We start from the raw sequence: 24,543 nt of genomic DNA on the forward strand, positions 1-24,543 counted from the left end.
TTACTCGGCTATCGAAGAAGTACGGGAAGAGGAGGCAGGTGGAACCGGGTCAAAACCACCGGCATTCCACGGATGACAACGCCCCAGGCGACGAACGGTAAGCCACCCGCCGCGTAAAAGGCCATGTGTTTCGATGGCTTCGTACGCATAGCAGGAGCAACTGGGGTAGAAACGACAGTGACTGGCCATCAGAGGACTAATGGCATAACGGTAAAACTGGATCGGAACGAGCGCCAGTTTACGCATCTTGACTGTCTACCCCCACAGAGTCGGTGTTAACCACTGGAGCGGGCCGACTGCGTGCAAGGCGCTTCCAGAGCTTGCCAAAATGTTGGTGCAATTCTGGGTTTTCAATCTCGCCCAACCCTTTGCGCGCGACAATCACGATATCCCAACCGGCAAGCAACTGCTGGTTCAGGCGAAACGAATCGCGCATCAGGCGTTTCAGGCGATTGCGTTGAACGGAAAGCTTGACGCTCTTTTTCCCGATCACAAGCCCCAGGCGGGGATGATCAAGACCGTTCTCGCGAGCAAGGATCAGCAGGCATTTCCCTGGAACCTTGCCGGTTGGGGAGTCGAAGACCGCTTTGAAGTGCCGGGGAATAAGCAGGCGCTTTTCCCGACTGAAGTCCTGACTCACCACCAGTGCCGAAAAATCAAACTGCCAGGCGCTTACGGCCTTTGGCACGGCGACGCGACAGAACGGCACGACCGTTCTTGGTGGCCATACGGGCACGGAAACCGTGAGTGCGAGCGCGCTTGATGGTGCTTGGTTGGAAAGTACGTTTCATGGCGTGTTACCTGGTTCGTCGACTACGGGCCGGAATGGCCCCCGTTTTAAGAGACCGGCGATTCTAGAGAAAGCGGGGCCGTAGGTCAATTTCCAACCAGCTTTTCCTTATAGACGGAAAATCGGCTGCATTCTGGGTATCACTGGGGATGAACGGCCAGGCCACGAGTAACGGATCACTTAAACATAGAAAAAAAGAGAGGACTTATTTAAAGCTTTTTAGTGAATCTTATAAAGCTTATGTGGACGATTTCTGTGGATAACAGGCTACAGGCCTTTAACTACCTACTGTACAGAATAACGAAACCTTGTCGAGAAACGGTGCTGTGACTGTGCTCTAGCCTCGGAAAAGCTGTGGATCAAATAGCCTGTTATCCACAGGCAGGTTATCCACCGGTTTCGACCCCCAGTTGTGCAAAGACCTCAAGTACGGTTATCCACAGAGCTTATTCACAAGGTCAAAGCGACATTTTGGTCACTAAATTGCTGATTTATCGCCATCCTCGTCGTACCTGCATGTGGATAACTGAGCTGGCGCTGGGTACAATGGGCGCTTGTTTTTGCCTCACCGGCTTTCAACTCAGGGGATATCCGTGTCAGTGGAACTTTGGCAGCAGTGCGTGGAGCTTCTGCGCGATGAACTGCCTGCCCAGCAATTCAACACCTGGATCCGTCCGCTACAGGTCGAAGCCGAAGGCGACGAGTTGCGCGTCTATGCGCCCAACCGTTTCGTTCTCGACTGGGTCAATGAAAAGTACCTGAGCCGTCTGCTCGAACTGCTGGGTGAACACGGCAACGGTTTGGCGCCTGCCCTTTCCTTATTAATAGGCAGCAGGCGCAGTTCGGCACCGCGTGCCGCACCTAATGCACCGCTGGCTGCTGCCGTGGCCGCCTCCCAGGCACAAGCTGTACAAAGCGCAGTGGTCAGTGAGCCTGTGGCCGCACCCGTTGCAGCACCGGCAGCGGTGGCCGAAGTCGAGCAAGCGCCTTCGCGTGACAGCTTCGATTCCATGGGCGAGGCCAATGCCGTCCCGGCCCCCACAAGTAGCCGCACCGAACAACGCACTGTGCAGGTCGAGGGTGCGCTCAAACACACCAGCTACCTGAACCGCACCTTTACCTTTGAGAACTTCGTCGAAGGTAAGTCCAACCAGCTGGCGCGTGCTGCGGCCTGGCAGGTTGCCGACAACCCCAAGCATGGTTACAACCCGCTGTTCCTGTATGGCGGCGTGGGCCTGGGTAAAACCCACTTGATGCACGCGGTGGGCAACCACCTGCTCAAGAAGAACCCGAATGCCAAGGTGGTGTACCTGCACTCCGAGCGCTTCGTCGCTGACATGGTCAAGGCGCTGCAACTCAATGCCATCAACGAGTTCAAACGCTTCTACCGTTCGGTCGATGCACTGCTGATCGATGACATTCAGTTCTTTGCCCGTAAAGAACGTTCCCAGGAAGAGTTTTTCCACACCTTCAACGCCCTGCTCGAAGGCGGCCAGCAGGTCATTCTGACCAGCGACCGTTATCCGAAGGAAATCGAAGGCCTGGAAGAGCGCCTGAAGTCGCGTTTCGGCTGGGGCCTGACTGTTGCGGTAGAGCCGCCGGAACTCGAAACCCGGGTGGCGATCCTGATGAAGAAGGCCGATCAGGCCAAGGTCGACCTGCCGCACGATGCTGCTTTCTTTATCGCCCAGCGTATCCGCTCGAACGTGCGTGAACTCGAAGGCGCCCTGAAGCGGGTAATCGCTCACTCGCACTTCATGGGCCGTGACATCACCATCGAGCTGATTCGCGAATCGCTCAAGGATCTTCTGGCACTGCAGGACAAACTGGTGAGTGTGGATAACATTCAGCGCACCGTTGCCGAGTACTACAAGATCAAGATCTCCGATCTGCTATCCAAACGTCGTTCCCGTTCGGTCGCTCGCCCGCGGCAAGTTGCCATGGCCTTGTCCAAAGAGCTGACCAACCACAGCCTGCCGGAAATCGGCGACGTTTTCGGCGGCCGCGATCACACCACCGTGTTGCATGCGTGCCGCAAGATCAACGAGCTCAAGGAATCCGACGCGGATATCCGCGAGGACTACAAGAACCTGCTGCGGACTCTGACGACTTGATGAACGTCAGCGCAGCTTATTAAAGGCAAGGGACTAGACCATGCATTTCACCATTCAACGCGAAGCCCTGTTGAAACCCCTGCAACTGGTCGCAGGCGTCGTCGAGCGCCGCCAGACCTTGCCGGTACTGTCCAACGTACTGCTGGTGGTAGAGGGTCAGCAATTGTCGCTGACCGGTACCGACCTGGAAGTGGAACTGGTTGGCCGCGTCCAGTTGGAAGAGCCTGCCGAGCCAGGCGAGATCACCGTCCCTGCGCGCAAGCTCATGGACATCTGCAAAAGCCTGCCGAACGACGTGCTGATCGACATCAAGCTCGATGAGCAAAAGCTTGTGGTCAAGGCCGGTCGTAGCCGTTTCACCCTGTCGACCCTGCCGGCCAATGACTTCCCGACTGTGGAAGAAGGCCCGGGCTCGCTGACCTGCAACCTGGAGCAAAGCCGGCTGCGCCGTCTGATCGAGCGCACCAGCTTCGCCATGGCCCAACAGGATGTGCGCTACTACCTCAACGGAATGCTGCTGGAAGTATCCACCGATACGCTGCGCGCCGTTGCCACTGACGGTCACCGTCTGGCCATGTGCTCGATGCGTGCTGATATTGGCCAGGCTGATCGCCACCAGGTCATCGTGCCACGCAAAGGTATCCTTGAGCTGGCGCGACTGCTCACCGAGCCGGACGGCATGGTCAGTATCGTGCTGGGGCAGCATCACATCCGTGCCACCACGGGTGAGTTCACCTTCACTTCCAAGCTGGTCGACGGCAAGTTCCCGGACTACGAGCGTGTCCTGCCCAAGGGTGGCGACAAGCTGGTGGTCGGCGATCGTCAGGCACTGCGTGAAGCCTTCAGCCGTACGGCGATTTTGTCCAACGAGAAGTACCGCGGCATCCGCCTGCAGTTGGCCAATGCCCAGTTGAAGATCCAGGCCAACAACCCGGAGCAGGAAGAAGCAGAAGAAGAAATCAGCGTCGAGTACAACGGTAGCTCGCTGGAAATCGGCTTTAACGTCAGCTACTTGCTGGACGTACTGGGTGTCATGACCACTGAGCAGGTTCGTCTGATCCTGTCGGACTCCAACAGCAGTGCGCTGCTGCAGGAAGCCGACAACGACGATTCCGCTTATGTTGTCATGCCGATGCGTCTGTAATTTGTCCAGCAGACTCTAGATGTCCCTCAGTCGCGTTTCTGTCACCGCGGTGCGTAACCTGCACCCGGTGACCTTCTCTCCCTCCCCCCGCATAAACATTCTGTACGGCGCCAACGGCAGCGGCAAAACCAGTGTGCTGGAGGCCGTTCATCTGTTGGGCCTGGCCCGTTCGTTTCGCAGCACTCGTCTCACCCCGGTGATTCAGTACGAGCAACTGGCTTGTACCGTATTCGGCCAGGTCGAGTTAAGCGAAGGAGGTTCGAGTAACCTGGGTATTTCGCGGGATCGGCAAGGTGAGTTCACCATCCGCATCGATGGGCAGAACGCCCGTAGCGCTGCACAGCTGGCCGAGATCCTGCCGCTGCAGTTGATCAACCCCGACAGTTTTCGCTTGCTCGAAGGTGCACCGAAAATACGCCGGCAGTTCCTTGATTGGGGGGTGTTCCACGTGGAACCCCGCTTCATGGCCACATGGCAACGCCTGCAGAAGGCTTTGCGGCAGCGGAACTCATGGTTGCGGCATGGTACACTTGACGCTGTTTCGCAAGCAGCCTGGGACCGGGAACTGTGCCTGGCCAGTGCGGAAATAGATGAATACCGTCGCAACTACATCAAGGCCTTGAAGCCCGTCTTTGAGCAAACCCTGAGCGATTTGGTCGAGCTCGAAGGGCTGACCCTGAGCTATTACCGTGGCTGGGACAAGGATCGCGAACTCAGTGAAGTGCTCGCCTCCTCCCTGCAGCGTGATCAGCACATGGGCCATACCCAGGCCGGACCACAACGCGCGGACTTGCGTTTGAGACTCGGCGTCCATAACGCGGCAGACATTTTGTCTCGCGGTCAGCAGAAGCTGGTGGTCTGCGCATTGCGTATCGCCCAAGGCCATCTGGTTAGCCAGGCGCGTCGCGGCCAATGTATTTATCTGGTGGATGACCTGCCGTCGGAACTCGACGATCAGCACCGCCGCGCACTGTGTCGCTTGTTGGAAGACTTACGCTGCCAGGTGTTTATCACCTGTGTAGATCACGAATTATTGAGGGAAGGCTGGCAGACGGAAACGCCAGTTGCTTTGTTCCACGTGGAACAGGGCCGTATCACCCAGACCCACGACCATCGGGAGTGAAGGCATGAGCGAAAATCAAACGTACGACTCCTCCAGCATTAAAGTGCTGAAAGGGCTAGATGCCGTGCGCAAGCGTCCCGGTATGTACATTGGCGACACCGATGATGGTAGCGGTCTGCACCACATGGTGTTCGAGGTGCTCGATAACTCGATCGACGAAGCACTCGCCGGCCACTGTGACGACATCACCGTAACCATCCACCCGGACGAATCCATCAGTGTTCGCGACAACGGTCGCGGCATTCCAGTCGACGTGCACAAAGAGGAAGGCGTCTCCGCCGCCGAGGTCATCATGACCGTCTTGCACGCCGGCGGTAAGTTTGACGACAACTCCTACAAAGTGTCCGGCGGTCTGCACGGTGTAGGTGTGTCTGTTGTTAACGCCCTGTCCGAGGAGTTGATCCTGACCGTTCGCCGTAGCGGCAAGATCTGGGAGCAGACCTACGTCCACGGTGTGCCACAAGCCTCGATGGCAATCGTTGGTGATAGCGAAACTACTGGTACCCACATCCACTTCAAACCGTCGTCTGAGACGTTCAAGAATATCCACTTCAGCTGGGACATCCTGGCCAAGCGGATTCGCGAACTGTCCTTCCTGAACTCTGGCGTTGGTATCCTGTTGAAGGATGAGCGTTCGGGCAAGGAAGAGCACTTCAAGTACGAAGGTGGCCTGCGTGCCTTCGTTGAATACCTGAACACCAACAAGACTCCGGTCAACCAGGTGTTCCATTTCAGCGTTCAACGTGAAGATGGCGTGGGCGTGGAAATCGCCCTGCAGTGGAACGATAGCTTCAACGAGAACCTGTTGTGCTTCACCAACAACATTCCGCAGCGCGACGGTGGTACCCACCTGGTCGGTTTCCGCTCGGCGTTGACTCGTAACCTGAACAACTACATCGAGCAGGAAGGCCTGGCCAAGAAGAACAAGGTTGCGACCACCGGCGATGACGCCCGTGAAGGTCTGACCGCGATCATCTCGGTGAAGGTGCCGGATCCGAAGTTCAGCTCGCAGACCAAAGACAAGCTGGTGTCCTCGGAAGTGAAAACGGCCGTGGAACAGGAGATGGGCAAGTACTTCTCCGACTTCCTGCTGGAGAACCCGAACGAAGCCAAGGCGGTGGTCGGCAAGATGATCGACGCTGCTCGTGCCCGTGAAGCGGCACGTAAAGCACGTGAAATGACGCGTCGCAAAGGTGCGCTGGATATCGCCGGCCTGCCGGGCAAACTGGCGGACTGCCAGGAGAAGGACCCTGCCCTTTCCGAACTGTACCTGGTGGAGGGTGACTCTGCGGGTGGCTCGGCCAAGCAAGGTCGTAACCGCAAGACCCAGGCGATCCTGCCGCTCAAGGGCAAGATCCTCAACGTCGAGAAAGCACGTTTCGACAAGATGATCTCGTCCCAGGAAGTGGGCACGCTGATCACTGCGTTGGGCTGCGGTATCGGCCGCGAAGAGTACAACATCGACAAGCTGCGCTATCACAACATCATCATCATGACCGATGCTGACGTCGACGGTTCGCACATCCGTACCCTGCTGCTGACCTTCTTCTTCCGTCAGCTGCCGGAGCTGGTCGAGCGTGGCTACATCTATATCGCCCAGCCGCCGCTGTACAAGGTCAAGAAAGGCAAGCAAGAGCAGTACATCAAAGACGACGAGGCCATGGAAGAGTACATGACCCAGTCGGCTCTGGAAGATGCCAGCCTGCATCTGGACGAATCCGCACCACCTGTTTCCGGCGTCGAGCTGGAGCGTCTGGTCAACGAATTCCGTACCGTGATGAAGACCCTCAAGCGTCTGTCGCGCCTGTACCCGCAGGAGCTCACCGAGCACTTCGTCTACCTGCCGGCGGTATCGCTGGAGCAGTTGGGCGACCACGCTGCCATGCAGCAATGGCTGGGCAAGTTCGAAGAGCGTCTGCGTACCAGCGAGAAGTCCGGCCTGCTGTACAAGGCCAGCCTGCGCGAAGACAAAGAGCGCAATGTCTGGCTGCCAGAAGTAGAAATCACTTCTCACGGCCTGGCCAGCTACGTCACCTTCAACCGTGACTTCTTTGGTAGCAACGACTACCGCACCGTCACCGCCCTCGGTGCACAGCTGACTACCCTGCTGGGTGAAGGCGCCTACGTGCAACGTGGCGAGCGCAAGAAAGCCATCACCGAGTTCAAGGAAGCACTGGACTGGCTGATGACCGAAAGTACCAAGCGTCACACCATTCAGCGATACAAAGGTCTGGGTGAGATGAACCCGGATCAGCTGTGGGAAACCACCATGGACCCAACCGTGCGGCGCATGCTCAAGGTGACCATCGAAGACGCGATCGCTGCCGATCAGATCTTCAACACCCTGATGGGCGACGCCGTTGAGCCACGTCGCGAGTTCATCGAGAGCAACGCCCTGGCGGTGTCCAACCTGGACTTCTGATCAGGCGCTACTGCTACAAACAACAACCCCGGCCAAAAGCCGGGGTTTGTTGTTTCTGCGAATAGGTCAAAGACCCAGCTCGCGCAAGCGCCGGTACAGGGTGCGCTCACTTAGGCCAAGGTGGCGGGCCAGCTCACTGCGCGAACCGTTGAAACTATCCAGGGCCTGAGCCAGTTGTCCGAGATTGTCCTTGGCGCGGCGGCTCAAGGTTTGCGTCGGTTCAAGGACTGAGCCGAGCTCGGTAGGCAGATGCTCGGCACGAATCATTCCGTCGTCAGTGAACAATCGCGCACGCTCAAGGATGTTTCGCAGTTCGCGGATGTTGCCGGGATAGGTATGCAAGCTCAGCTGTTTCATCGCTTGGGCATCGACTTGCGGCGCGGCCGAACCGGCCATGCGCTGCAGTAGGCTCTGGATCAACAACGGCAGATCATCAACCCGCTCACGCAAAGCTGGCAGCCGAATCGGAAAGCCGCTGATGCGGTAGTACAGATCCTCACGAAAGGTGCCTGCGGCAGCCATTTCCTTGAGGGGTTTGTGGGTAGCCGAGACCAGCCTGAAATCCGAGTGAACAGTGCGCAGGCTGCCAACCGGGCGAAAGCTGCCGGACTCGATCAAGCGCAGCAGTTTGACCTGCATCGCCAGCGGCACTTCACCGATCTCATCGAGGAACAAGGTGCCGCCATGGGCTGCTTCGGCCAGACCGATCTTGCGCTGATGGGCACCGGTGAAGGCGCCCTTCTCGTAACCGAACAACTCGCTTTCGAACAACGACTCGGTCAGGCCGGTGCAATCGACCACCACCAGTGGGCCATTTGCTCGTGGGCTGCCCAGGTGAATAGCGCGGGCAAACAGCTCCTTGCCGGTGCCGGACTCACCCTGAAGCAACACCGGGATTTGCGCAGGCGCTGCGCGCTGCAAGCTGGCCAGTGCCTCCTGGAATGCCGGTGAGCGCCCGACCAACCCGTGTTGCTGGGGCTGCGCCGAGGCAATGGTGATACTGGTCAGGCGCTCGACAAAAGCCACCACCTGACCCTCTTCATCAAGGATAGGGCGCAATTCGACATCGACGTGTTCTGGCCCACGCGGCGTGTGGTGCACATGCAACACACGCTCAGGTACACGACTGTCCCAGGCCTTGCGCATCGGGCAGTGTTCGCCGGCCTGGTCGCATGGTACAGCGTAGTGATGGGACACCCGGTGGCACTTGGCGCCAATGGGCGGCTGGCCATCCATGCCGAACTGGCGGCGGTAGGCGCTGTTAGCGGCAAGGATGTTGTAGTCAGTGTCGAGCACGATGGTCGGCAGGGCGTCGTGTTCGAGGTAGGACACCAGTGCCTGCACGGCAGGATCAGGAGTAACAACGGAAGAGAAGGACATGGCGACACCTGGGCAAGCTCGGGCAGAGCTTAACTGAAGGTGCCAAGGACTGCCAAAAACTGCCAGGTACTGCCATGTCACTGCCAACTATGCTGACAGTTTGGCAGCGGTTAGCGATACCCAGCCCGAAAATTCGCCGTAGCCTTTGAGAAACAGCTTATCTAAAGGGTGGCACATATCTTGATGACAGCCTGTCCACTGTCAGCAAGGCTGCATAGCTGGCATTTGTGATGAACTCGGAGCGTGGTAAATGATCATCGGCGGCAACTTGTATATAGAGGCACTGTTCGACCCGGTGACCTCGACCATCAGCTATCTGGTGATGGACCGTGACAATGGCGACTGTGCCTTGATCGACAGCGTGCTGGATTACGATCCAAAGTCCGGGCGTACCAACAGCGCATCGGCGGACAAACTCATCGATCGGGTCAACGAACTGGGTGCCAAGGTTCAGTGGATTCTGGAAACGCATGTTCACGCTGACCATCTGTCTGCCGCCGCCTACCTCAAGCAAGCCTTGGGAGGGCGGATCGCGATAGGCAGCCAGATCACCCAGGTGCAGAAAGTCTTCGGTGCGCTGTTCAATGCCGATGGTGGCTTCGCCCGCGATGGTAGCCAGTTCGATGTGCTGTTCAACGATGAGCAACCCTTCACCATTGGCAATCTTCAGGCGCGCGCCTTGCACACGCCCGGGCACACCCCGGCGTGCATGACCTATGTGGTGGAGGTCGCCGGACAGAGCATTGCCTTCGTCGGTGACACCTTGTTCATGCCCGATTACGGCACTGCCCGATGCGACTTCCCCGGCGCCAGTGCGCGCACCCTGTACCGCTCGATCCAGCGCATTCTCGCCCTGCCCGCCCAGACGCGCTTGTTCATGTGCCACGACTACCTGCCAGGTGGCCGCGAACTGCGCTACATGACCACCGTGGCTGAACAGCGCGCCAGCAATATCCATATCCGCGAAGGCATCAGCGAAGACAGCTTCGTCGCCATGCGCGAAGCCCGCGACGCCACCCTGGACATGCCGGTGCTGATCCTGCCTTCGGTACAGATCAACATGCGCAGCGGCCAGTTGCCCGAACCTGAAGAAAACGGAGTGCGCTACCTGAAAATCCCGCTCAACGTGCTCTGAGCTACACCCCAGAATTATTATTAGAAGGACCCTTGCCATGCCTGCTCAACCCTCCCCTGTCGAGGTGCCGAAAGGCGACCACCATAAAGTGCTGATCGTCGGTGCCGGCGCCGCCGGTATCGCTGTCGCTTCCAGCCTGATTTGCCGTGACCCTTCGCTGGATGTCGCGATCATCGACCCGGCCGAGGTTCACTACTACCAGCCGGGCTGGACCATGGTCGGTGCCGGTATCTTCCAGGCGCCTTCGACCGCACGCACCATGGCTTCGACCATTCCCGCCGGCGTGCAGTGGATCAAGGCACGGGTCGAGACGTTTGACCCGCAGGCACAAACAGTCAGCCTCAATGACGGCCGCGTGCTCAGTTATGAACAGCTGGTGGTCTGCCCCGGGCTCAAGCTCGACTGGGACGCCATCGAAGGCCTGAGCCAGACCCTCGGGCGCAATGGCGTGACCTCCAATTACCGCTACGACCTGGCGCCGTATACCTGGCAACTGGTACAGAACCTGCGCGAAGGCCGGGCGTTGTTCACCCAGCCGCCGATGCCGATCAAGTGCGCCGGTGCACCGCAAAAGGCTTTATACCTGTCGTGTGATCACTGGCTGCGCAATGGCCGATTGGGCAACATCCAGGCGCAGTTCTTCAATGCCGGCGGTGTATTGTTCGGGGTACCCGACTATGTTCCGGCGCTGATGGAGTACATCGACAAGTACGCCGTGGACTTGCAGTACGCTCATCGCCTGGTGGCGGTCGATGGTCCGGGCAAACGAGCGACCTTCGTGCGCACCTTGCCCGATGGCAGCACCGAAACCTGCATTCAGCCCTTCGATATGCTGCATGTGGTGCCGCCACAGGTTGCACCGGAGTTCATCCACAACAGTCCGCTGGCTGACCAGGCTGGCTGGATCGATGTCGATCCGGCCACCTTGCGCCACAAACACTACGGCAACATCCACGCCTTGGGTGACGGCATCAACACTAGCAATGCCAAGACCGCAGCAGCTGCGCGCAAGCAGGCACCGGTGGTGGCCAACAATGTTCTGGTGGCGCTGGGCCGCTTGCCCAACCTCGCTCACTACGATGGCTATGGCTCCTGTCCGTTGACGGTCGAGCGCGGCAAGATTGTGCTCGCTGAGTTCACCTATGGCGGCAAACTGTCGCCGAGCTTCCCGCGTTGGCTGCTAGACGGGCGACGGCCCACACGGTTGGCCTGGCTGCTGAAGGCGCAGATCCTGCCGCCGCTGTATTGGCGCTGCATGCTCAAGGGCCGTGAGTGGCTGGCCAAGCCCCGGGTAACGGCCGAGGGCCTGCGGTGATCGAGCATCAATTTTTAGCGGCAGGTTTGGGAGCGCTCATCGGTGCGGTGCTGGCGCTGACCGGCGCCGGTGGCGGCATTCTTGCCGTGCCCTTGCTGGTGTTCGGCTTGGGTTTGTCGATGGTCGAGGCGGCGCCAGTCGGCTTGCTGGCCGTTGGTATGGCCGCGGCAGTGGGCGCCCTGTTGGGATTGCGCCAAGGCCTGGTGCGTTATCGCGCGGCGCTGTTCGTGGCGTTGATCGGCATTGCTGTTGCGCCCTTCGGGCTGATGCTTGCCCATCGCTTGCCGAACGGGCCATTGGCCCTGACCTTTGCCCTGGTGCTGGTCTATGCCTGTGCCCGCATGCTGCTCAAGGCGCACCGCGAGCTGCGTGGGCAGCCGCCATTGGGGCAGCGCATGGTCATGCCTTGCGTGCTTAACCCCTTGCAGGGGCGCTTGCGCTGGACCCTGCCTTGCGCACGTGCCCTGGCATTTACAGGCGCCCTGTCCGGTTTATTGTCGGGGCTGCTGGGTGTCGGTGGTGGTTTTGTGATCATTCCGGCGCTGAGCCGCTATACCAACCTGGACATGAAAAGCATCGTTGCCACGTCCCTTGCAGTGATTGCTCTGGTCTCCACCGGTAGCGTGGTCAGCGCTACAGTCGGCGGCGTCATGCAGTGGACAGTGGGTGCACCCTTTGCCGGTGGCGCAGTGCTCGGGTTGCTGCTGGCGCGTCAGGTCGCCGGCAAACTGGCCGGGCCGCGATTGCAGCAGTTGTTCGCCGCTGTGGGGATTTGCGCGGCAGTGTTGCTGGCGGTCAGGACCTTGGCCAGCTGATGGCCTACTCCGCCAGCAAGTCGTCCTGCTCCTGTGCGCACAGGGCCAGGAGAAAATCCCAGACGACCCGTAGCCGCACCGACTTGTGCAGCTCGCGGCGGGTACAGATCCAGTAGCTGCGCTGGATCGTCTCGCTGGGCAGCACCCGCACCAGTGCCGGATCGTGGCGGGCCATGTAATTGGGCAGCACGGCGATGCCCAGGCCGGCGCGAGCGGCTTGCTGTTGGGCGATCACGCTGGTGCTGCGAAACACCACGTTCGGCGCTCGGCAGAAGCTGTTCAAAAACAATAGCTCCTGGCTGAACAGCAGGTCGTCGACGTAACCGATCCAGCTGTGCTTGGCCAGGTCTTCGCGGTGATTGAGCGCCGGCGCCTGGGCCAGGTACTCGGGGCTGGCGTACAGCGCCAGGCGATAGTCGGTGAGTTTGCGGGTTATCAACAGGTCGGCATTGGGCCGTTCCAGGTGAATGCTGATTTCTGCCTCGCGGTTGAGGATGCTGACAAAGCGCGGCACCGCCACCAGCTCCACTTCAAGGCCCGGGTAACGCTCGAACAGGCTGCCCATGCGCGGAGTGAAGAACATGATGCCAATGCCTTCGGTCACTCCCAGGCGAATCTTGCCCAGTGGCGTTATGGCTTGGGTGATCTCTTCCTGGGCCAGCAGGGCGACGTTTTCCATCGCTTCGGCATGCTTGAGCAGGGCCTGGCCGGAGGGCGTCAGTTCGTAACCCTGGGCGTGCTGAACGAACAGGGCTGTGCCCAGGCTCTGCTCGATATTGTCGATATGCCGGGCCACGGTGCTGTGGGTGGTGTTGAGGCGCTTGGCTGCGGTCAGTAGCCGGCCGCTGCGCTGCAACTCGAGAAAAAACCGCAGATCATTCCAGTCGAACATGCTTTTCCTTGTGAATCGGTGTTCACGGACGTTGTGTTAAAACGCACAGCACTTGAGTGAAATCTAACGTTTTCATCCCGAAATTAATCAATAACATGGGCTGGGACAAGAATAATAATCAGGCGCGAGGTTGCCCATGCCATCAGCCGATCCTGTCTACGATTATGTGGTGGTGGGTGCCGGCCCTGCCGGATGCCTTCTGGCCAATCGCTTATCTGCCGACCCAGGCTGCCGGGTGCTGCTGCTCGAAGCTGGCGGGCGCGACAACTACCCCTGGATTCATATCCCGGTGGGTTACCTTTACTGCATCGGCAATCCCCGTACCGACTGGTGCTTCAAGACCCAAGCGCAACCGGGCCTCAATGGCCGCGCCCTGGGTTATCCACGGGGCAAGGTGCTCGGTGGCTGTTCTTCCATCAACGGCATGATCTACATGCGTGGCCAGACTGGTGATTACGATCGCTGGGCCGAGCAAGGCAATGCCGGTTGGGCCTGGAAGGATGTGCTGCCGCTGTTCAAGGCCAGCGAAAACCACTTCGGCGGTGCCAGCCAAGCCCATGGGGATCAAGGCGAGTGGCGGGTCGAACAACAACGCTACTCCTGGCCGATCCTCGATGCGTTCCGCGAAGCCGCAGCGCAAAGTGGCATCGCCAGCGTTGCCGACTTCAATACCGGGGACAATCAGGGCTGTGGATACTTTCAGGTCAACCAGCGTTCCGGCATTCGCTGGAATTCGGCCAAAGCCTTTTTGCGTCCGATCCTTAAACGCCCCAACCTGACCGTGCTGACCGATGTGCTGGTTGATCAGGTGCGGTTGAAAGACGGCCGTGCTGATGCAGTACGGGCCCGCTGGCAGGGCGACTGGCAGCACTTCAGTGCGCGCCGGGAGATCATCCTGTGCGCAGGTTCCGTAGGTTCCCCGGGGATATTGCAACGCTCGGGCATTGGTCCGCGCGGCTTGCTTGAGCGCCTGGGGATAACCGTTCGGCATGAGCTGCCCGGCGTCGGTGGCAACCTGCAGGATCATCTGCAATTGCGCTTGATCTATCAGGTTAGCCAGGCGCGAACCCTCAACCAGGTCGCCAATAGCCTCTGGGGCAAGCTCGGTATGGGTCTGCGTTACCTCTATGATCGCAGCGGGCCGTTGGCCATGGCGCCAAGCCAGTTGGGTGCTTTCGTTCGCTCCGGCCCCGAACAGGCGTCGGCCAACTTGCAGTACCACGTGCAGCCGCTGTCGCTGGAACGTTTTGGTGAGCCGCTGCACCGCTTCCCGGCCTTTACCGCCTCGGTGTGCAACCTGCGCCCTGCCAGTCGCGGGCGTATCGATATCTGCTCGGCCAACCCGGACGATGCACCGCTGATCGATCCCAACTACCTGAGCGACCCCGAAGACCTGCGCGTCGCCGCCCAGGCCATTCGCCTGACCCGCAAGATCGTTCAGGCCCCTGCCCTGGCTGCCTTCAACCCGCGTGAATATCTGCCAGGCCCGGACTTGCACAGCGAAGAGCAACTGCATGAAGCCGCCGGACAGATCGGCACGACGATCTTCCACCCGGTGGGCACCTGCCGGATGGGCAGTGGCGCGCTGGATGTGGTCGACGACCAGCTACGTGTGCACGGTGTGCCGGGGCTGCGCATTGCCGATGCCTCGATCATGCCGTACATCGTTTCAGGCAATACCTGCTCACCTACCTTGATGATTGCCGAGAAGGCGGCGCAACTGATTCGCCAGGGGACGTTATCCACAGCCAGCATCGACGAAAAAAGCACAGTACCGACGCCCTGACCGGGGTGCGTAGCAACAACGACGCCGGACGCAGTCTGCCGGTGACGACAGTGGAACAACAAAAATAATCACTGGGGCCTGCAGGCCGAGGACAGCAACGATGTCGGATTACATTCAAGAGCAGGGCGCTGCAACGGCGAGCAACAGTCGCCGGGAAGAACGCAAGATCATTTTTGCGTCATCCCTCGGGACGGTGTTCGAGTGGTATGACTTTTTTCTCTACGGGGCGTTGGCCGCGGTCATCAGCAAGCAGTTTTTTGCCGGGGTGAACGATACCACCGCCTTTATTTTCGCCTTGATGGCCTTCGCCGCCGGTTTCCTGGTACGGCCTTTCGGTGCGCTGGTGTTCGGCCGCCTGGGCGACATGATCGGGCGCAAGTACACCTTCCTGGTGACCATCGTGCTGATGGGCCTGTCGACCTTTGCCGTCGGCCTGTTGCCAACCTACGCCAGCATCGGCATCGCGGCACCGATCATTCTGGTGATCTTGCGTATGCTTCAGGGCCTGGCGTTAGGGGGTGAGTACGGTGGTGCGGCGACCTATGTTGCCGAACATGCCCCACCCGGCAAACGCGGCTTCCACACCGGTTTCATTCAGTCCACAGCGACCCTTGGCCTGCTGCTGTCATTGCTGGTGGTGCTGGGCAGCCGTTATATCAGCGGCGACCAGTTCGAAGTCTGGGGCTGGCGCCTGCCATTTTTGCTGTCGATCGTCCTGCTGGGGATTTCCACCTGGATCCGCATGAGCATGCATGAGTCGCCTGCTTTTGTGAAAATGAAGGCCCAGGGCAAGATCAGCAAGTCACCCATTCGTGAGTCCTTCACCTCCTGGCCAAACCTGAAGGTGGTGCTGACCGCATTGTTCAGCATTAACGCGGGCCAGGCGGTCACCTTCTACACGGCACAGTTCTATGTGCTGTTTTTCATGACCCAGATGCTCAAGATGGACCCGGCCCAGGCCAATACCCTGCTGATCATCAGTGTGGTGATCGGTGCGCCGTTCTTCGTGTTCTTTGGCTGGCTGTCCGACCGTATTGGACGCAAACCGATCCTGATGCTCGGCTTGTTGCTGGCAACGGTGCTCTACTTCCCGCTGTTCAAAGCACTGAGCCATTACGCCAATCCACAGATCGACGCCGCCAGCCGTCAGGCACCTATCGTGGTCATGGCAGACCCGCAAGCATGCACCTTTCAGTTCGACCCGGTGGGTAAGGCGCGGTTTGACAGCCCCTGCGACAAGGTCAAGACCTTCCTGGTCAAACAGGGCCTGCCTTATAGCTCGGCTGAGGCGGTTGCGGGTACCGAGGTGGTGGTGAGCATCGGTGAGCAGAAGATCAGCGGCTTCGACGAAGTGGCCATGCGTGCAGCCATCGAAAAGGCCGGTTATCCAGCCAAGGCAGACCCTGCCAGCGTCAACCAGCCGATGGTGGTGTTGTTGATCGTGGCGATGATCCTGATCGCGACCATGACCTACGGGCCGCTGGCAGCGGTGATGGTCGAGCTGTTCCCGACCCGCATCCGCTACACCTCCATGTCCCTGCCCTACCACATCGGCAACGGCTGGTTCGGTGGCTTCCTGCCGACTGTGTCATTCGCTCTGGTGGTTTACACCGGCGATATCTTCTATGGGCTCTGGTACCCGGTCCTGATCACCGGTATCAGCCTGGTGGTGGGGTTGTTCTGCCTGAAAGAAACCCGGGACGTGGATATCGATAAGGTTTAAGACACGACGGGTACAAAAAAACCGGCGCAAGCGCCGGTTTTTTTATGCCGCGGGAAAACTTATGCACGATTTTCAGAAATCAGTCATACAGAGAAATAAGTAGCTAAATTAATAACTTAGCGAATTTTTATCTGAAAAATCCAAATACTGTGCACAAGTTATCCACAGATCGCTCAGGCCACCCCCTGCGCTTGATTTGGCGCAGCTGCTGGCAGCGAGCCAAGGTCGCGCTGGGCTTGTTCGTTCCACGCCGCAGCGCGGTCGTTGAGCTCGGCAATGGCCCGTGGGCCGCTACCCTCTGCGTGCATCGGAGCGCCAATCACCACCTCGATGGTGCCCGCACGTTTGCTCCAGCCCTGCTTGGGCCAGAACTTGCCAGCGTTGTGGGCGATCGGCAGCACAGGCAGGTTGGCGTTGACCGCAAGTGCCGCACCGCTGCGTGAGAACTTGCCGATCTGGCCAAACGGCACGCGGGTGCCTTCAGGGAAGATCAGGACCCAGACGTTCTCCTTGAGCAGCTTGTCGCCCTTGCTGGCGACTTGCTTCAAGGCGGCCTTGGGGTTGTCGCGGTCAATGGCGATTGGCCGCAGCATGGCCATGGCCCAGCCGAAGAACGGCACGTACAGCAGTTCGCGCTTTAGCACTTGGCTCAAAGGCGAGAAATAGGCGGAAAGAAAAAAGGTTTCCCAGGTGCTCTGGTGGTTGGAGAGGATCACACAGGGTTGCTTGGGGATGTTTTCTGCCCCGGTGACCTTGACCTTGATGTTGAGAAACACCCGTACCAGCACCAGCGCAAAACGGCACCAGTAAACGTTGATGAAGCGGTAGCGGGCGCTGAATGGTAGAAACGGCGCGATAAAAAAGCTCAGGGTGCACCACAGCAAGGAGCTGGTACCCAGCAGCAGGTAAAAAAGAAAAATTCTGATCGCCTGCAAGATCGACATAGCGGCATGTACCGTTGCGGGCTTGCCCGCCTAGTAAAAGTGCGCCTGTTGTGCAGACGCGCTATTTGTGGATAAGTTCTCTGGCGATGGCTGCCAGATCATCAAAAATCAGCGTATTTTCAGGAATTCCCTTGCTCAGGGTCTTCTCGCCTTTTCCGGTTTTTACCAGAATCGGTTGAGCATCGACGGCCAAAGCGGCTTCCAGGTCACCCTTACTGTCACCGACAAACCACACGCCGGCCAGGTCAGACTGGTAATGAGCGGCAATAGTTCGCAGCATTCCTGGTTTGGGCTTGCGGCAATCGCAGCCTTCATCCGGTCCATGTGGGCAATAGACGATCAAGCCAACCTCACCACCCTGTTCAGCCACCAACATGCGCAAACGCGCATGCATGGCCTCGAGGGTAGCCAGGTCGTAGTAGCCACGGGCAATGCCGGACTGGTTGGTGGCAACGGCCACCGTCCAGCCAGCTTTGCTCAACTGCGCAATCGCATCGATCGAACCGGGGATTGGAATCCACTCGTCCAGCGACTTGATGTAGGCGTCGGAGTCCTGGTTGATCACCCCGTCCCGATCGAGAATCAGCAGCTTCAAGACTTACCCCAGCAACGAAATGTCGGCAACGCCCAGGAACAGACCGCGCAGGCGGCTGAGCAAGGCATAGCGGTTGGCGCGTACATTGGCATCGTCGGCGTTGACCATCACCGCCTCGAAGAAGGCATCGACCGGTTCGCGCAGGGCAGCCAGGCGTGCCAGCGATTCGCTGTACTGGCGAGCGGCGGCCATTGGCTGCACAGCTTGGTCGGCCTGCTGGATCGCCGAGTACAGGGAGAACTCGTTGGCGTTGTCGAAATACTTCGGCTCAACCGTATTGGCGACAGCGCCCTCGGCCTTGCTCAGCAGGTTCGACACGCGCTTGTTCACCGCGGCCAGGGCGGCAGCTTCAGGCAACTGACGGAAGGCCTGTACGGCCTGCACGCGCTGGTCGAAGTCCAGCGCCGAACCCGGCTTGAGGGCCCGCACTGACAGGTAGGTGGCAACATCGATGCCTTCGTCTTCGTAGCGGGCACGCAGGCGATCGAAGACAAACTCCAGGACTTGCTCGGAGAGGCCTGCGGCCTTGATCTTGGCACCGAACTGGCTGACGGCGAAGTTCACCGCGTCGTTCAGGTCCAGGTCCAGCTGCTTCTCGATCAGGATGCGCAGTACGCCCAGTGCTGCACGGCGCAGGGCATAGGGGTCCTTGCTGCCGGTCGGGAGCATGCCGATACCGAAGATACCGACCAGGGTGTCGAGCTTGTCGGCAATCGCCACCGCCGCACCGGTCAGGGTCGACGGCAGTTCAGCGCCAGCACCGCGCGGCATGTACTGCTCGTTCAGGGCCAGGGCGACGTCTTCAGGCTCGCCGTCGTTGAGGGCGTAGTAATAGCCGGCAACACCCTGCATCTCAGGGAATTCACCGACCATCTCGGTGGCCAGGTCGCACTTCGACAGCAGGCCGGCACGTGCCGCACGCTGGGCGTCGCCGCCAATGCGTTGGGCGATGAAGGCCGCCAGCTTGGCAACCCGCTCGGCCTTGTCGAAAACGCTGCCCAGTTGGGCCTGGAACACCACGTTCTTCAAGCGCTCGTTGAAGCTTTCCAGCGCCTGCTTCTTGTCTTGCTTGAAGAAGAACTCGGCGTCGGTCAGGCGCGGGCGCACGACCTTCTCGTTGCCTTCGACGATCTGCTTCGGATCGCGGCTCTCGACGTTCGCTACAGTGATGAAGCGCGGCAGCAGCTTGCCGTCGGCGTCCAGCAGGCAGAAGTACTTCTGGTTGTCCTGCATGGTGGTGATCAACGCTTCTTGCGGCACTTCGAGGAAGCGTTCCTCGAACGAGCACACCAGCGGCACCGGCCATTCGACCAGGGCAGTTACTTCGTCGAGCAGCGCCGGTGGCACGATGGCGCTGCCTTCCTGCTGCAGGGCAAGTTCGGCGGTACGCTTGCTGATCAGCTCGCGGCGCTCGGCAAAATCTGCCAGGACGTAGGCCTTGCGCAGGTCTTCCTGGTAGTTGGCCGGGGCGCTGATACGCACGTTTTCCGGGTGGTGGAAGCGGTGGCCACGGGATTCGCGACCGGCTTTCTGCGCCAGCAGGGTGCAGTCGACCACCTCGTCACCGAGCAGCATGACCAGCCACTGGGTCGGGCGCACGAACTCTTCCTTGCGCGCCCCCCAGCGCATGCGCTTGGGGATCGGCAGGTCGTTGAGCGAGTCTTCGACGATGGTGGGTAGCAGGCTGGCGGTGGCCTTGCCCGGGATGTGCTGGGAGAAGCGCAGCTTGGCGCCGCTCTGATCGATATCCGACAGCTCTACACCGCACTTCTTGGCAAAGCCCAGGGCGGCCTGGGTTGGCTGGCCTTGCGCGTCGAAGGCGGCCTGGCGTGGCGGGCCGTCGAGGTTGACGCTGCGGTCAGGCTGCTGGGTGTCGAGGTTGCGAATCAGCACGGCCAGGCGGCGCGGTGCGGCGAACACCTGCTTGTCGGTGTAGTTCAGGCCAGCGGCCTGCAGGCCTTTCTCGATACCGGCGAGGAAGGCATCACCCAGGCTGTTCAGGGCCTTGGGTGGCAGTTCTTCGGTGCCCAGTTCAACCAGGAAATCTTGAGCACTCATTGTGCAGCCTCCAGCTTAGCCAACACTTCATCACGCAATTCAGGGGATGCCATCGGGAAGCCCAGCTTGGCGCGGGCTTGCAGGTAGCTCTGGGCCACGGCCCGGGCCAGGGTCCGTACGCGCAGGATGTAGCGCTGACGCTCGGTTACCGAAATGGCGCGGCGGGCATCGAGCAGGTTGAAGGTGTGCGAGGCCTTGAGGACCATTTCATAGGTCGGCAGCGGCAGTTCCAGCTCGATCAGGCGGTTGGCTTCGCTTTCGTAGAAGTCGAACAGTTCGAACAGCTTCTCGACGTTGGCGTGCTCGAAGTTGTAGGTCGACTGCTCCACTTCGTTCTGGTGGAACACGTCGCCATAGGTCACCTTGCCGAACGGGCCGTCGGTCCAGATCAGGTCGTAGACCGAATCCACACCTTGCAGGTACATGGCCAGGCGTTCCAGTCCGTAGGTGATTTCACCGGTGACCGGCAAGCACTCGATGCCGCCCACTTGCTGGAAGTAGGTGAACTGAGTGACTTCCATGCCGTTGAGCCAGATTTCCCAACCCAGACCCCAGGCGCCGAGGGTCGGCGATTCCCAGTTGTCTTCGACGAAACGGATATCGTGCACCAGCGGGTCGAGGCCGATGGCTTTGAGCGAGCCCAGGTACAGTTCCTGGAAGTTCGCCGGGTTCGGCTTGAGGACGACCTGGAACTGGTAGTAGTGCTGCAGGCGGTTCGGGTTTTCGCCATAACGGCCATCCGCCGGACGACGGCTAGGCTGCACATAGGCGGCGTTCCAGGTTTCCGGGCCGATGGCGCGCAGGAACGTGGCAGTATGGAAAGTGCCGGCGCCTACTTCCATATCGTAGGGCTGAAGCACCACACAACCTTGCTCGGCCCAGTAGTTCTGCAGGGCGAGGATCAAGTCTTGGAAGGTACGCACGGCTGGCGTAGGCTGGCTCACGAAATTCACCTGTTTCTAGGGCTGCGAATATAAAGAGCGGGAGTATAACCCGATTCGCGCAGGCCTCTACCCTTGGAGCCTTATGCCACGTTGCTTTTGGTGTACCGACGATCCGCTTTACCAGGCCTATCACGACGAGGAGTGGGGCACGCCGCAGCGCGACCCCGGGCAGTTGTTTGAAATGCTCCTGCTCGAAGGCTTCCAGGCCGGGCTTTCGTGGATCACCGTGTTGAAGAAGCGTGAACGCTACCGCCAGGTGTTGTTCGGCTTCGATCCGCAGCGCCTGGCGCAGATGAGCGACGAAGAAATCGAAGAGCGCATGCTTGATCCGGGTATCATCCGCAACCGCCTCAAGCTCAATGCTGCGCGGCGCAATGCCCGGGCCTGGCTAGCGCTGGAAAACCCGGCGCAATGGCTCTGGTCGTTTGTTGGAGGCACCGCCAAGGTCAATCACTTCAGCCAGCGCAGTGAAGTCCCGGCCGTGACCGCTGAAGCCGAGGCCATGAGCAAAGCGTTGCGCAAAGCCGGCTTCACCTTTGTCGGCCCGACCATCTGCTATGCCTTCATGCAGGCGACCGGCATGGTCATGGACCACACCACCGACTGTGATCGCTACGCTGCGCTTGCGCCGGGGGTTACAATGGCCGGCTTGCAGAAAGAGGAACCAGCTTGTGGATAAGTTCAAGGGCGCCCTGATGGTCGGGGCGTTGCGATTGTTTGCCAAGCTCCCCTGGGGCGCCGTACAGCGGGTCGGCGCAGCGATTGGCTGGATCATGTGGAAGGTGCCGAACAGTTCACGCAACGTCGTGCGCATCAACCTGGCCAAATGCTTCCCGGAAATGGACCCGGTTGCCCGCGAGCAACTGGTGGGCCGGACCCTGATGGACATCGGCAAGTCCTTTACCGAAAGCGCCTGTGCCTGGATCTGGCCAGCCCAGCGTTCGCTCGACCTGGTGCGCGAGGTCGAAGGCCTGGAAGTGCTTGAGGCGGCCCTGGCTTCGGGCAAGGGCGTGGTTGGTATCACCAGCCACCTGGGCAACTGGGAAGTGCTCAACCACTTCTACTGCAGCCAATGCAAACCGATCATTTTCTACCGCCCGCCCAAGCTCAAGGCGGTCGATGATCTGTTGCGCGAGCAGCGTGTGCAACTGGGTAACCGCGTGGCGGCATCGACCAAGGAAGGCATCCTCAGCATCATCAAGGAAGTGCGCAAAGGTGGCCAGGTGGGTATTCCGGCTGACCCAGAGCCAGCCGAGTCGGCGGGGATCTTCGTGCCGTTCTTCGCCACCCGGGCGCTGACCAGCAAGTTCGTGCCGAACATGCTCGCAGGCGGCAAGGCGGTCGGGGTATTCCTGCATGCCCTGCGCCTGCCGGATGGTTCGGGCTTCAAGGTCATCCTGGAAGCGGCGCCCGAGGCCATGTACAGCGAAGATACCGAAACCTCTGCTGCGGCCATGAGCCAGGTGGTCGAGCGCTATGTACGGGCTTATCCGAGCCAGTACATGTGGAGCATGAAGCGCTTCAAGAAGCGCCCGGCTGGCGAAGCGCGCTGGTATTGAGGGCCCTTGCACCGTCGTAAATCCTGAGTCCCGGTTGCATCTGACAAACCCAGGACTCAGGTTCTGCGGCCGCTGCGCGCCCGATCGCAGGCAAGCCAACTCCTACAGACTCTTATCCAGCTTCTTCAGAAACACCGTCATCTCTTTCTCGGCCTGCTTGTCGCCATGGGCCTTCGCCGCTTCCAGCCCCTGCTCCCAGGCCTGGCGCGCACCTGCCAGGTCACCCTCAAGCTGATGCGCCTTGCCCAGCAGCTTCCACGCCGCCGAATACTTGGGGTCAAACTCGACGCAGCGCTGCAGGTGGATGGCCGCCTCGGCGCCGTTGCCTTCATCAAGCCAGGCCTTGCCCAGACCAAAGCGCAACAGGGCGTTATCCACACCCTTGGCCAACATTTTTTCCAGTGATTCGCGCATTCCAGGTCCCTCTTAGAAGAAGCTCAACCCTACATGGAACAGCTTCTCGACGTCACGGATGTACTTCTTATCCACAACGAAGAGGATCACGTGGTCGCCAGCTTCGATCACCGTGTCGTCATGGGCGATCAGCACTTCTTCGTCGCGGATGATCGCGCCGATGGTGGTGCCTGGTGGCAGGGCGATGTCTTCGATGGCCTTGCCGATCACCTTGCTCGACTTCGAGTCACCGTGGGCAATGGCTTCGATGGCCTCGGCCGCCCCGCGGCGCAGCGAGTGCACGCTGACGATATCGCCGCGGCGCACGTGGGCCAGCAGGGTGCCGATGGTGGCCAGCTGCGGGCTGATGGCGATATCGATTTCGCCACCCTGGACCAGATCGACATAGGCCGGGTTGTTGATGATGGTCATCACCTTGCGCGCACCCAGGCGCTTGGCCAGCAGCGAGGACATGATGTTGGCTTCATCATCGTTGGTCAGGGCCAGGAAGATGTCGGCTTCGGCGATGTTCTCTTCGAGCATCAGGTCGCGGTCCGAGGCACTGCCCTGCAGCACCACGGTGCTTTCCAGGGTGTCGGACAGGTGGCGGCAACGTGCTGGGTTCATCTCGATGATCTTCACCTGGTAACGGCTTTCGATCGCTTCGGCCAGGCGCTCGCCGATCTGCCCGCCGCCGGCGATGACCACGCGCTTGTTGGTTTCATCGATGCGACGCAGCTCGCCCATCACCGCACGGATGTGCGCCTTGGCGGCGATGAAGAACACTTCGTCGTCGGCCTCGATGACCGTGTCGCCTTGCGGCAGGATCGGCCGGTCACGGCGGAAGATCGCAGCTACACGGGTGTCGACATTGGGCATGTGCGCGCGGATCTGGCGCAGTTGCTGGCCGACCAGCGGCCCGCCGTAGTAGGCCTTGACCGCCACCAACTGGGCCTTGCCTTCGGCGAAGTCGATCACCTGCAGGGCGCCGGGGTGTTCGATCAAACGCTTGATGTAGTGAGTCACCACCTGCTCGGGGCTGATCAGTACGTCAACCGGTATGGCCTCGTTATCGAACAGCCCGGCGCGGGTCAGGTAGGCCGATTCGCGTACCCGGGCGATCTTGGTCGGCGTGTGAAACAGGGTGTAGGCGACCTGGCAGGCGACCATGTTGGTTTCGTCGCTGTTGGTCACCGCCACCAGCATGTCGGCATCGTCGGCGCCAGCCTGGCGCAGCACGGTCGGGAACGAGGCGCGGCCTTGTACGGTGCGGATGTCCAAGCGATCACCGAGGTCGCGCAGGCGGTCGCCATCGGTGTCGACCACGGTAATGTCGTTGGCTTCGCTGGCCAGGTGTTCGGCCAGCGTACCGCCGACCTGCCCTGCGCCGAGGATGATGATCTTCATCCGC

General features: G+C 60.0%; 22 protein-coding genes. 11 read left to right on the top strand and 11 right to left on the bottom strand.

Annotation, left to right across the window (positions count from 1 at the left end; all coding sequences use genetic code 11):
* The 3 genes from yidD to rpmH are packed head-to-tail and all read right to left on the bottom strand — an operon-like array spanning position 1 to position 791.
* The gene (gene yidD, locus EXN22_RS01570) at positions 1-246 is read right to left on the bottom strand and encodes a membrane protein insertion efficiency factor YidD (protein ID WP_080764817.1); all 246 of its coding nucleotides are present in this window, start codon (positions 244-246) and stop codon (positions 1-3) included.
* Entirely contained in the window at positions 239-643 is a 405-nt protein-coding gene (gene rnpA / locus EXN22_RS01575; RefSeq protein ID WP_165392267.1) for a ribonuclease P protein component, read from the bottom strand. The genes yidD and rnpA overlap by 8 nt, the downstream gene beginning before the upstream one ends.
* A gap of 13 nt (positions 644-656) precedes the next feature.
* On the bottom strand, positions 657-791 hold the full coding sequence (gene rpmH / locus EXN22_RS01580; RefSeq protein ID WP_002551315.1) for a 50S ribosomal protein L34: 135 nt from the start codon (positions 789-791) through the stop codon (positions 657-659).
* Positions 792-1,383: 592 nt separating this feature from the next.
* On the opposite strand from rpmH, the gene dnaA reads away from it, so the two are divergent.
* Genes dnaA through gyrB form a run of 4 tightly spaced genes read left to right on the top strand, consistent with a single transcriptional unit; the run spans position 1,384 to position 7,593 of the window.
* A complete protein-coding gene (gene dnaA / locus EXN22_RS01585; protein WP_130262141.1) occupies positions 1,384-2,904 on the top strand; it encodes a chromosomal replication initiator protein DnaA in 1,521 nt (506 codons plus the stop codon).
* A gap of 40 nt (positions 2,905-2,944) precedes the next feature.
* A complete protein-coding gene (gene dnaN, locus EXN22_RS01590) occupies positions 2,945-4,048 on the top strand; it encodes a DNA polymerase III subunit beta (RefSeq protein WP_130262142.1) in 1,104 nt (367 codons plus the stop codon).
* Positions 4,049-4,067: 19 nt separating this feature from the next.
* Positions 4,068-5,171, top strand: coding sequence for a DNA replication/repair protein RecF (gene recF, locus EXN22_RS01595; RefSeq protein WP_130262143.1), 1,104 nt, complete (start codon positions 4,068-4,070; stop codon positions 5,169-5,171).
* A 4-nt stretch (positions 5,172-5,175) separates the two neighbouring features.
* Positions 5,176-7,593 carry a DNA topoisomerase (ATP-hydrolyzing) subunit B gene (gyrB, locus tag EXN22_RS01600; protein ID WP_130262144.1) on the top strand — a complete coding sequence of 806 codons (2,418 nt, stop codon included), beginning with the start codon at positions 5,176-5,178 and terminating at the stop codon, positions 7,591-7,593.
* Positions 7,594-7,659: 66 nt separating this feature from the next.
* On the opposite strand, the gene EXN22_RS01605 is transcribed toward gyrB, so the two are convergent.
* Positions 7,660-8,973, bottom strand: a complete 1,314-nt coding sequence (locus EXN22_RS01605; RefSeq protein WP_130262145.1) for a sigma-54 interaction domain-containing protein — start codon at positions 8,971-8,973, stop codon at positions 7,660-7,662.
* A gap of 250 nt (positions 8,974-9,223) precedes the next feature.
* Between EXN22_RS01605 and EXN22_RS01610 the strand changes: the two genes are divergently transcribed.
* The 3 genes from EXN22_RS01610 to EXN22_RS01620 are packed head-to-tail and all read left to right on the top strand — an operon-like array spanning position 9,224 to position 12,238.
* Complete coding sequence (locus EXN22_RS01610) at positions 9,224-10,108, top strand: MBL fold metallo-hydrolase (RefSeq protein ID WP_130262146.1); 885 nt, start codon at positions 9,224-9,226, stop codon at positions 10,106-10,108.
* A 37-nt stretch (positions 10,109-10,145) separates the two neighbouring features.
* Positions 10,146-11,423 carry an NAD(P)/FAD-dependent oxidoreductase gene (locus tag EXN22_RS01615; protein WP_130262147.1) on the top strand — a complete coding sequence of 426 codons (1,278 nt, stop codon included), beginning with the start codon at positions 10,146-10,148 and terminating at the stop codon, positions 11,421-11,423.
* Positions 11,420-12,238: a sulfite exporter TauE/SafE family protein gene (locus EXN22_RS01620; RefSeq protein WP_130262148.1), complete on the top strand. Its 819-nt coding sequence runs from the start codon at positions 11,420-11,422 to the stop codon at positions 12,236-12,238. Before EXN22_RS01615 ends, EXN22_RS01620 begins: the two co-directional genes overlap by 4 nt.
* 4 nt (positions 12,239-12,242) lie before the next feature.
* Here EXN22_RS01620 and EXN22_RS01625 read toward each other — a convergent pair whose 3' ends face one another.
* Positions 12,243-13,130, bottom strand: coding sequence for a LysR family transcriptional regulator (locus EXN22_RS01625; RefSeq protein WP_130262149.1), 888 nt, complete (start codon positions 13,128-13,130; stop codon positions 12,243-12,245).
* 136 nt (positions 13,131-13,266) lie between these two features.
* Between EXN22_RS01625 and EXN22_RS01630 the strand changes: the two genes are divergently transcribed.
* Both EXN22_RS01630 and EXN22_RS01635 read left to right on the top strand, forming a co-directional pair.
* Positions 13,267-14,916: a GMC family oxidoreductase gene (locus EXN22_RS01630; RefSeq protein ID WP_130262150.1), complete on the top strand. Its 1,650-nt coding sequence runs from the start codon at positions 13,267-13,269 to the stop codon at positions 14,914-14,916.
* A 100-nt stretch (positions 14,917-15,016) separates the two neighbouring features.
* Entirely contained in the window at positions 15,017-16,639 is a 1,623-nt protein-coding gene (locus EXN22_RS01635) for an MFS transporter (protein WP_130262151.1), read from the top strand.
* A 173-nt stretch (positions 16,640-16,812) separates the two neighbouring features.
* On the opposite strand, the gene EXN22_RS01640 is transcribed toward EXN22_RS01635, so the two are convergent.
* The 4 genes from EXN22_RS01640 to glyQ form a co-directional block, all read right to left on the bottom strand.
* Positions 16,813-17,583 (bottom strand): lysophospholipid acyltransferase family protein, encoded by a 771-nt coding sequence (locus EXN22_RS01640; RefSeq protein WP_130262152.1) that lies wholly within the window; start codon positions 17,581-17,583, stop codon positions 16,813-16,815.
* A gap of 61 nt (positions 17,584-17,644) precedes the next feature.
* Complete coding sequence (gene gmhB, locus EXN22_RS01645) at positions 17,645-18,178, bottom strand: D-glycero-beta-D-manno-heptose 1,7-bisphosphate 7-phosphatase (RefSeq protein ID WP_130262153.1); 534 nt, start codon at positions 18,176-18,178, stop codon at positions 17,645-17,647.
* A gap of 3 nt (positions 18,179-18,181) precedes the next feature.
* Positions 18,182-20,236, bottom strand: a complete 2,055-nt coding sequence (gene glyS, locus EXN22_RS01650; RefSeq protein WP_130262154.1) for a glycine--tRNA ligase subunit beta — start codon at positions 20,234-20,236, stop codon at positions 18,182-18,184.
* Positions 20,233-21,180 carry a glycine--tRNA ligase subunit alpha gene (gene glyQ, locus EXN22_RS01655; protein WP_038997882.1) on the bottom strand — a complete coding sequence of 316 codons (948 nt, stop codon included), beginning with the start codon at positions 21,178-21,180 and terminating at the stop codon, positions 20,233-20,235. The genes glyS and glyQ overlap by 4 nt, the downstream gene beginning before the upstream one ends.
* 82 nt (positions 21,181-21,262) lie before the next feature.
* Between glyQ and EXN22_RS01660 the strand changes: the two genes are divergently transcribed.
* Positions 21,263-21,859: a DNA-3-methyladenine glycosylase I gene (locus EXN22_RS01660; protein WP_130262155.1), complete on the top strand. Its 597-nt coding sequence runs from the start codon at positions 21,263-21,265 to the stop codon at positions 21,857-21,859.
* Positions 21,852-22,739, top strand: a complete 888-nt coding sequence (locus tag EXN22_RS01665; RefSeq protein ID WP_130262156.1) for a lysophospholipid acyltransferase — start codon at positions 21,852-21,854, stop codon at positions 22,737-22,739. Before EXN22_RS01660 ends, EXN22_RS01665 begins: the two co-directional genes overlap by 8 nt.
* Positions 22,740-22,841: 102 nt before the next feature.
* Here EXN22_RS01665 and EXN22_RS01670 read toward each other — a convergent pair whose 3' ends face one another.
* Both EXN22_RS01670 and trkA read right to left on the bottom strand, forming a co-directional pair.
* A complete protein-coding gene (locus EXN22_RS01670) occupies positions 22,842-23,153 on the bottom strand; it encodes a hypothetical protein (RefSeq protein ID WP_130262157.1) in 312 nt (103 codons plus the stop codon).
* 12 nt (positions 23,154-23,165) lie between these two features.
* Positions 23,166-24,539 carry a Trk system potassium transporter TrkA gene (gene trkA / locus EXN22_RS01675; RefSeq protein ID WP_130262158.1) on the bottom strand — a complete coding sequence of 458 codons (1,374 nt, stop codon included), beginning with the start codon at positions 24,537-24,539 and terminating at the stop codon, positions 23,166-23,168.
* Positions 24,540-24,543 lie beyond the last annotated feature (4 nt).

Origin of the sequence: Pseudomonas tructae (assembly GCF_004214895.1) — a bacterium.
In the GTDB taxonomy this organism is placed as follows: domain Bacteria; phylum Pseudomonadota; class Gammaproteobacteria; order Pseudomonadales; family Pseudomonadaceae; genus Aquipseudomonas; species Aquipseudomonas tructae.

Bases quoted from the DNA above. Each gene is read 5' to 3' on its own strand.
- yidD (WP_080764817.1), bottom strand. From the start codon at position 246: ATGCGTAAACTGGCGCTCGTTCCGATCCAGTTTTACCGTTATGCCATT.
- rpmH (WP_002551315.1), bottom strand. From the start codon at position 791: ATGAAACGTACTTTCCAACCAAGCACCATCAAGCGCGCTCGCACTCAC.
- dnaN (WP_130262142.1), top strand. From the start codon at position 2,945: ATGCATTTCACCATTCAACGCGAAGCCCTGTTGAAACCCCTGCAACTG.
- recF (WP_130262143.1), top strand. From the start codon at position 4,068: ATGTCCCTCAGTCGCGTTTCTGTCACCGCGGTGCGTAACCTGCACCCG.
- gyrB (WP_130262144.1), top strand. From the start codon at position 5,176: ATGAGCGAAAATCAAACGTACGACTCCTCCAGCATTAAAGTGCTGAAA.
- EXN22_RS01605 (WP_130262145.1), bottom strand. From the start codon at position 8,973: ATGTCCTTCTCTTCCGTTGTTACTCCTGATCCTGCCGTGCAGGCACTG.
- EXN22_RS01610 (WP_130262146.1), top strand. From the start codon at position 9,224: ATGATCATCGGCGGCAACTTGTATATAGAGGCACTGTTCGACCCGGTG.
- EXN22_RS01615 (WP_130262147.1), top strand. From the start codon at position 10,146: ATGCCTGCTCAACCCTCCCCTGTCGAGGTGCCGAAAGGCGACCACCAT.
- EXN22_RS01625 (WP_130262149.1), bottom strand. From the start codon at position 13,130: ATGTTCGACTGGAATGATCTGCGGTTTTTTCTCGAGTTGCAGCGCAGC.
- EXN22_RS01630 (WP_130262150.1), top strand. From the start codon at position 13,267: ATGCCATCAGCCGATCCTGTCTACGATTATGTGGTGGTGGGTGCCGGC.
- EXN22_RS01635 (WP_130262151.1), top strand. From the start codon at position 15,017: ATGTCGGATTACATTCAAGAGCAGGGCGCTGCAACGGCGAGCAACAGT.
- EXN22_RS01640 (WP_130262152.1), bottom strand. From the start codon at position 17,583: ATGTCGATCTTGCAGGCGATCAGAATTTTTCTTTTTTACCTGCTGCTG.
- glyS (WP_130262154.1), bottom strand. From the start codon at position 20,236: ATGAGTGCTCAAGATTTCCTGGTTGAACTGGGCACCGAAGAACTGCCA.
- EXN22_RS01660 (WP_130262155.1), top strand. From the start codon at position 21,263: ATGCCACGTTGCTTTTGGTGTACCGACGATCCGCTTTACCAGGCCTAT.
- EXN22_RS01670 (WP_130262157.1), bottom strand. From the start codon at position 23,153: ATGCGCGAATCACTGGAAAAAATGTTGGCCAAGGGTGTGGATAACGCC.
- trkA (WP_130262158.1), bottom strand. From the start codon at position 24,539: ATGAAGATCATCATCCTCGGCGCAGGGCAGGTCGGCGGTACGCTGGCC.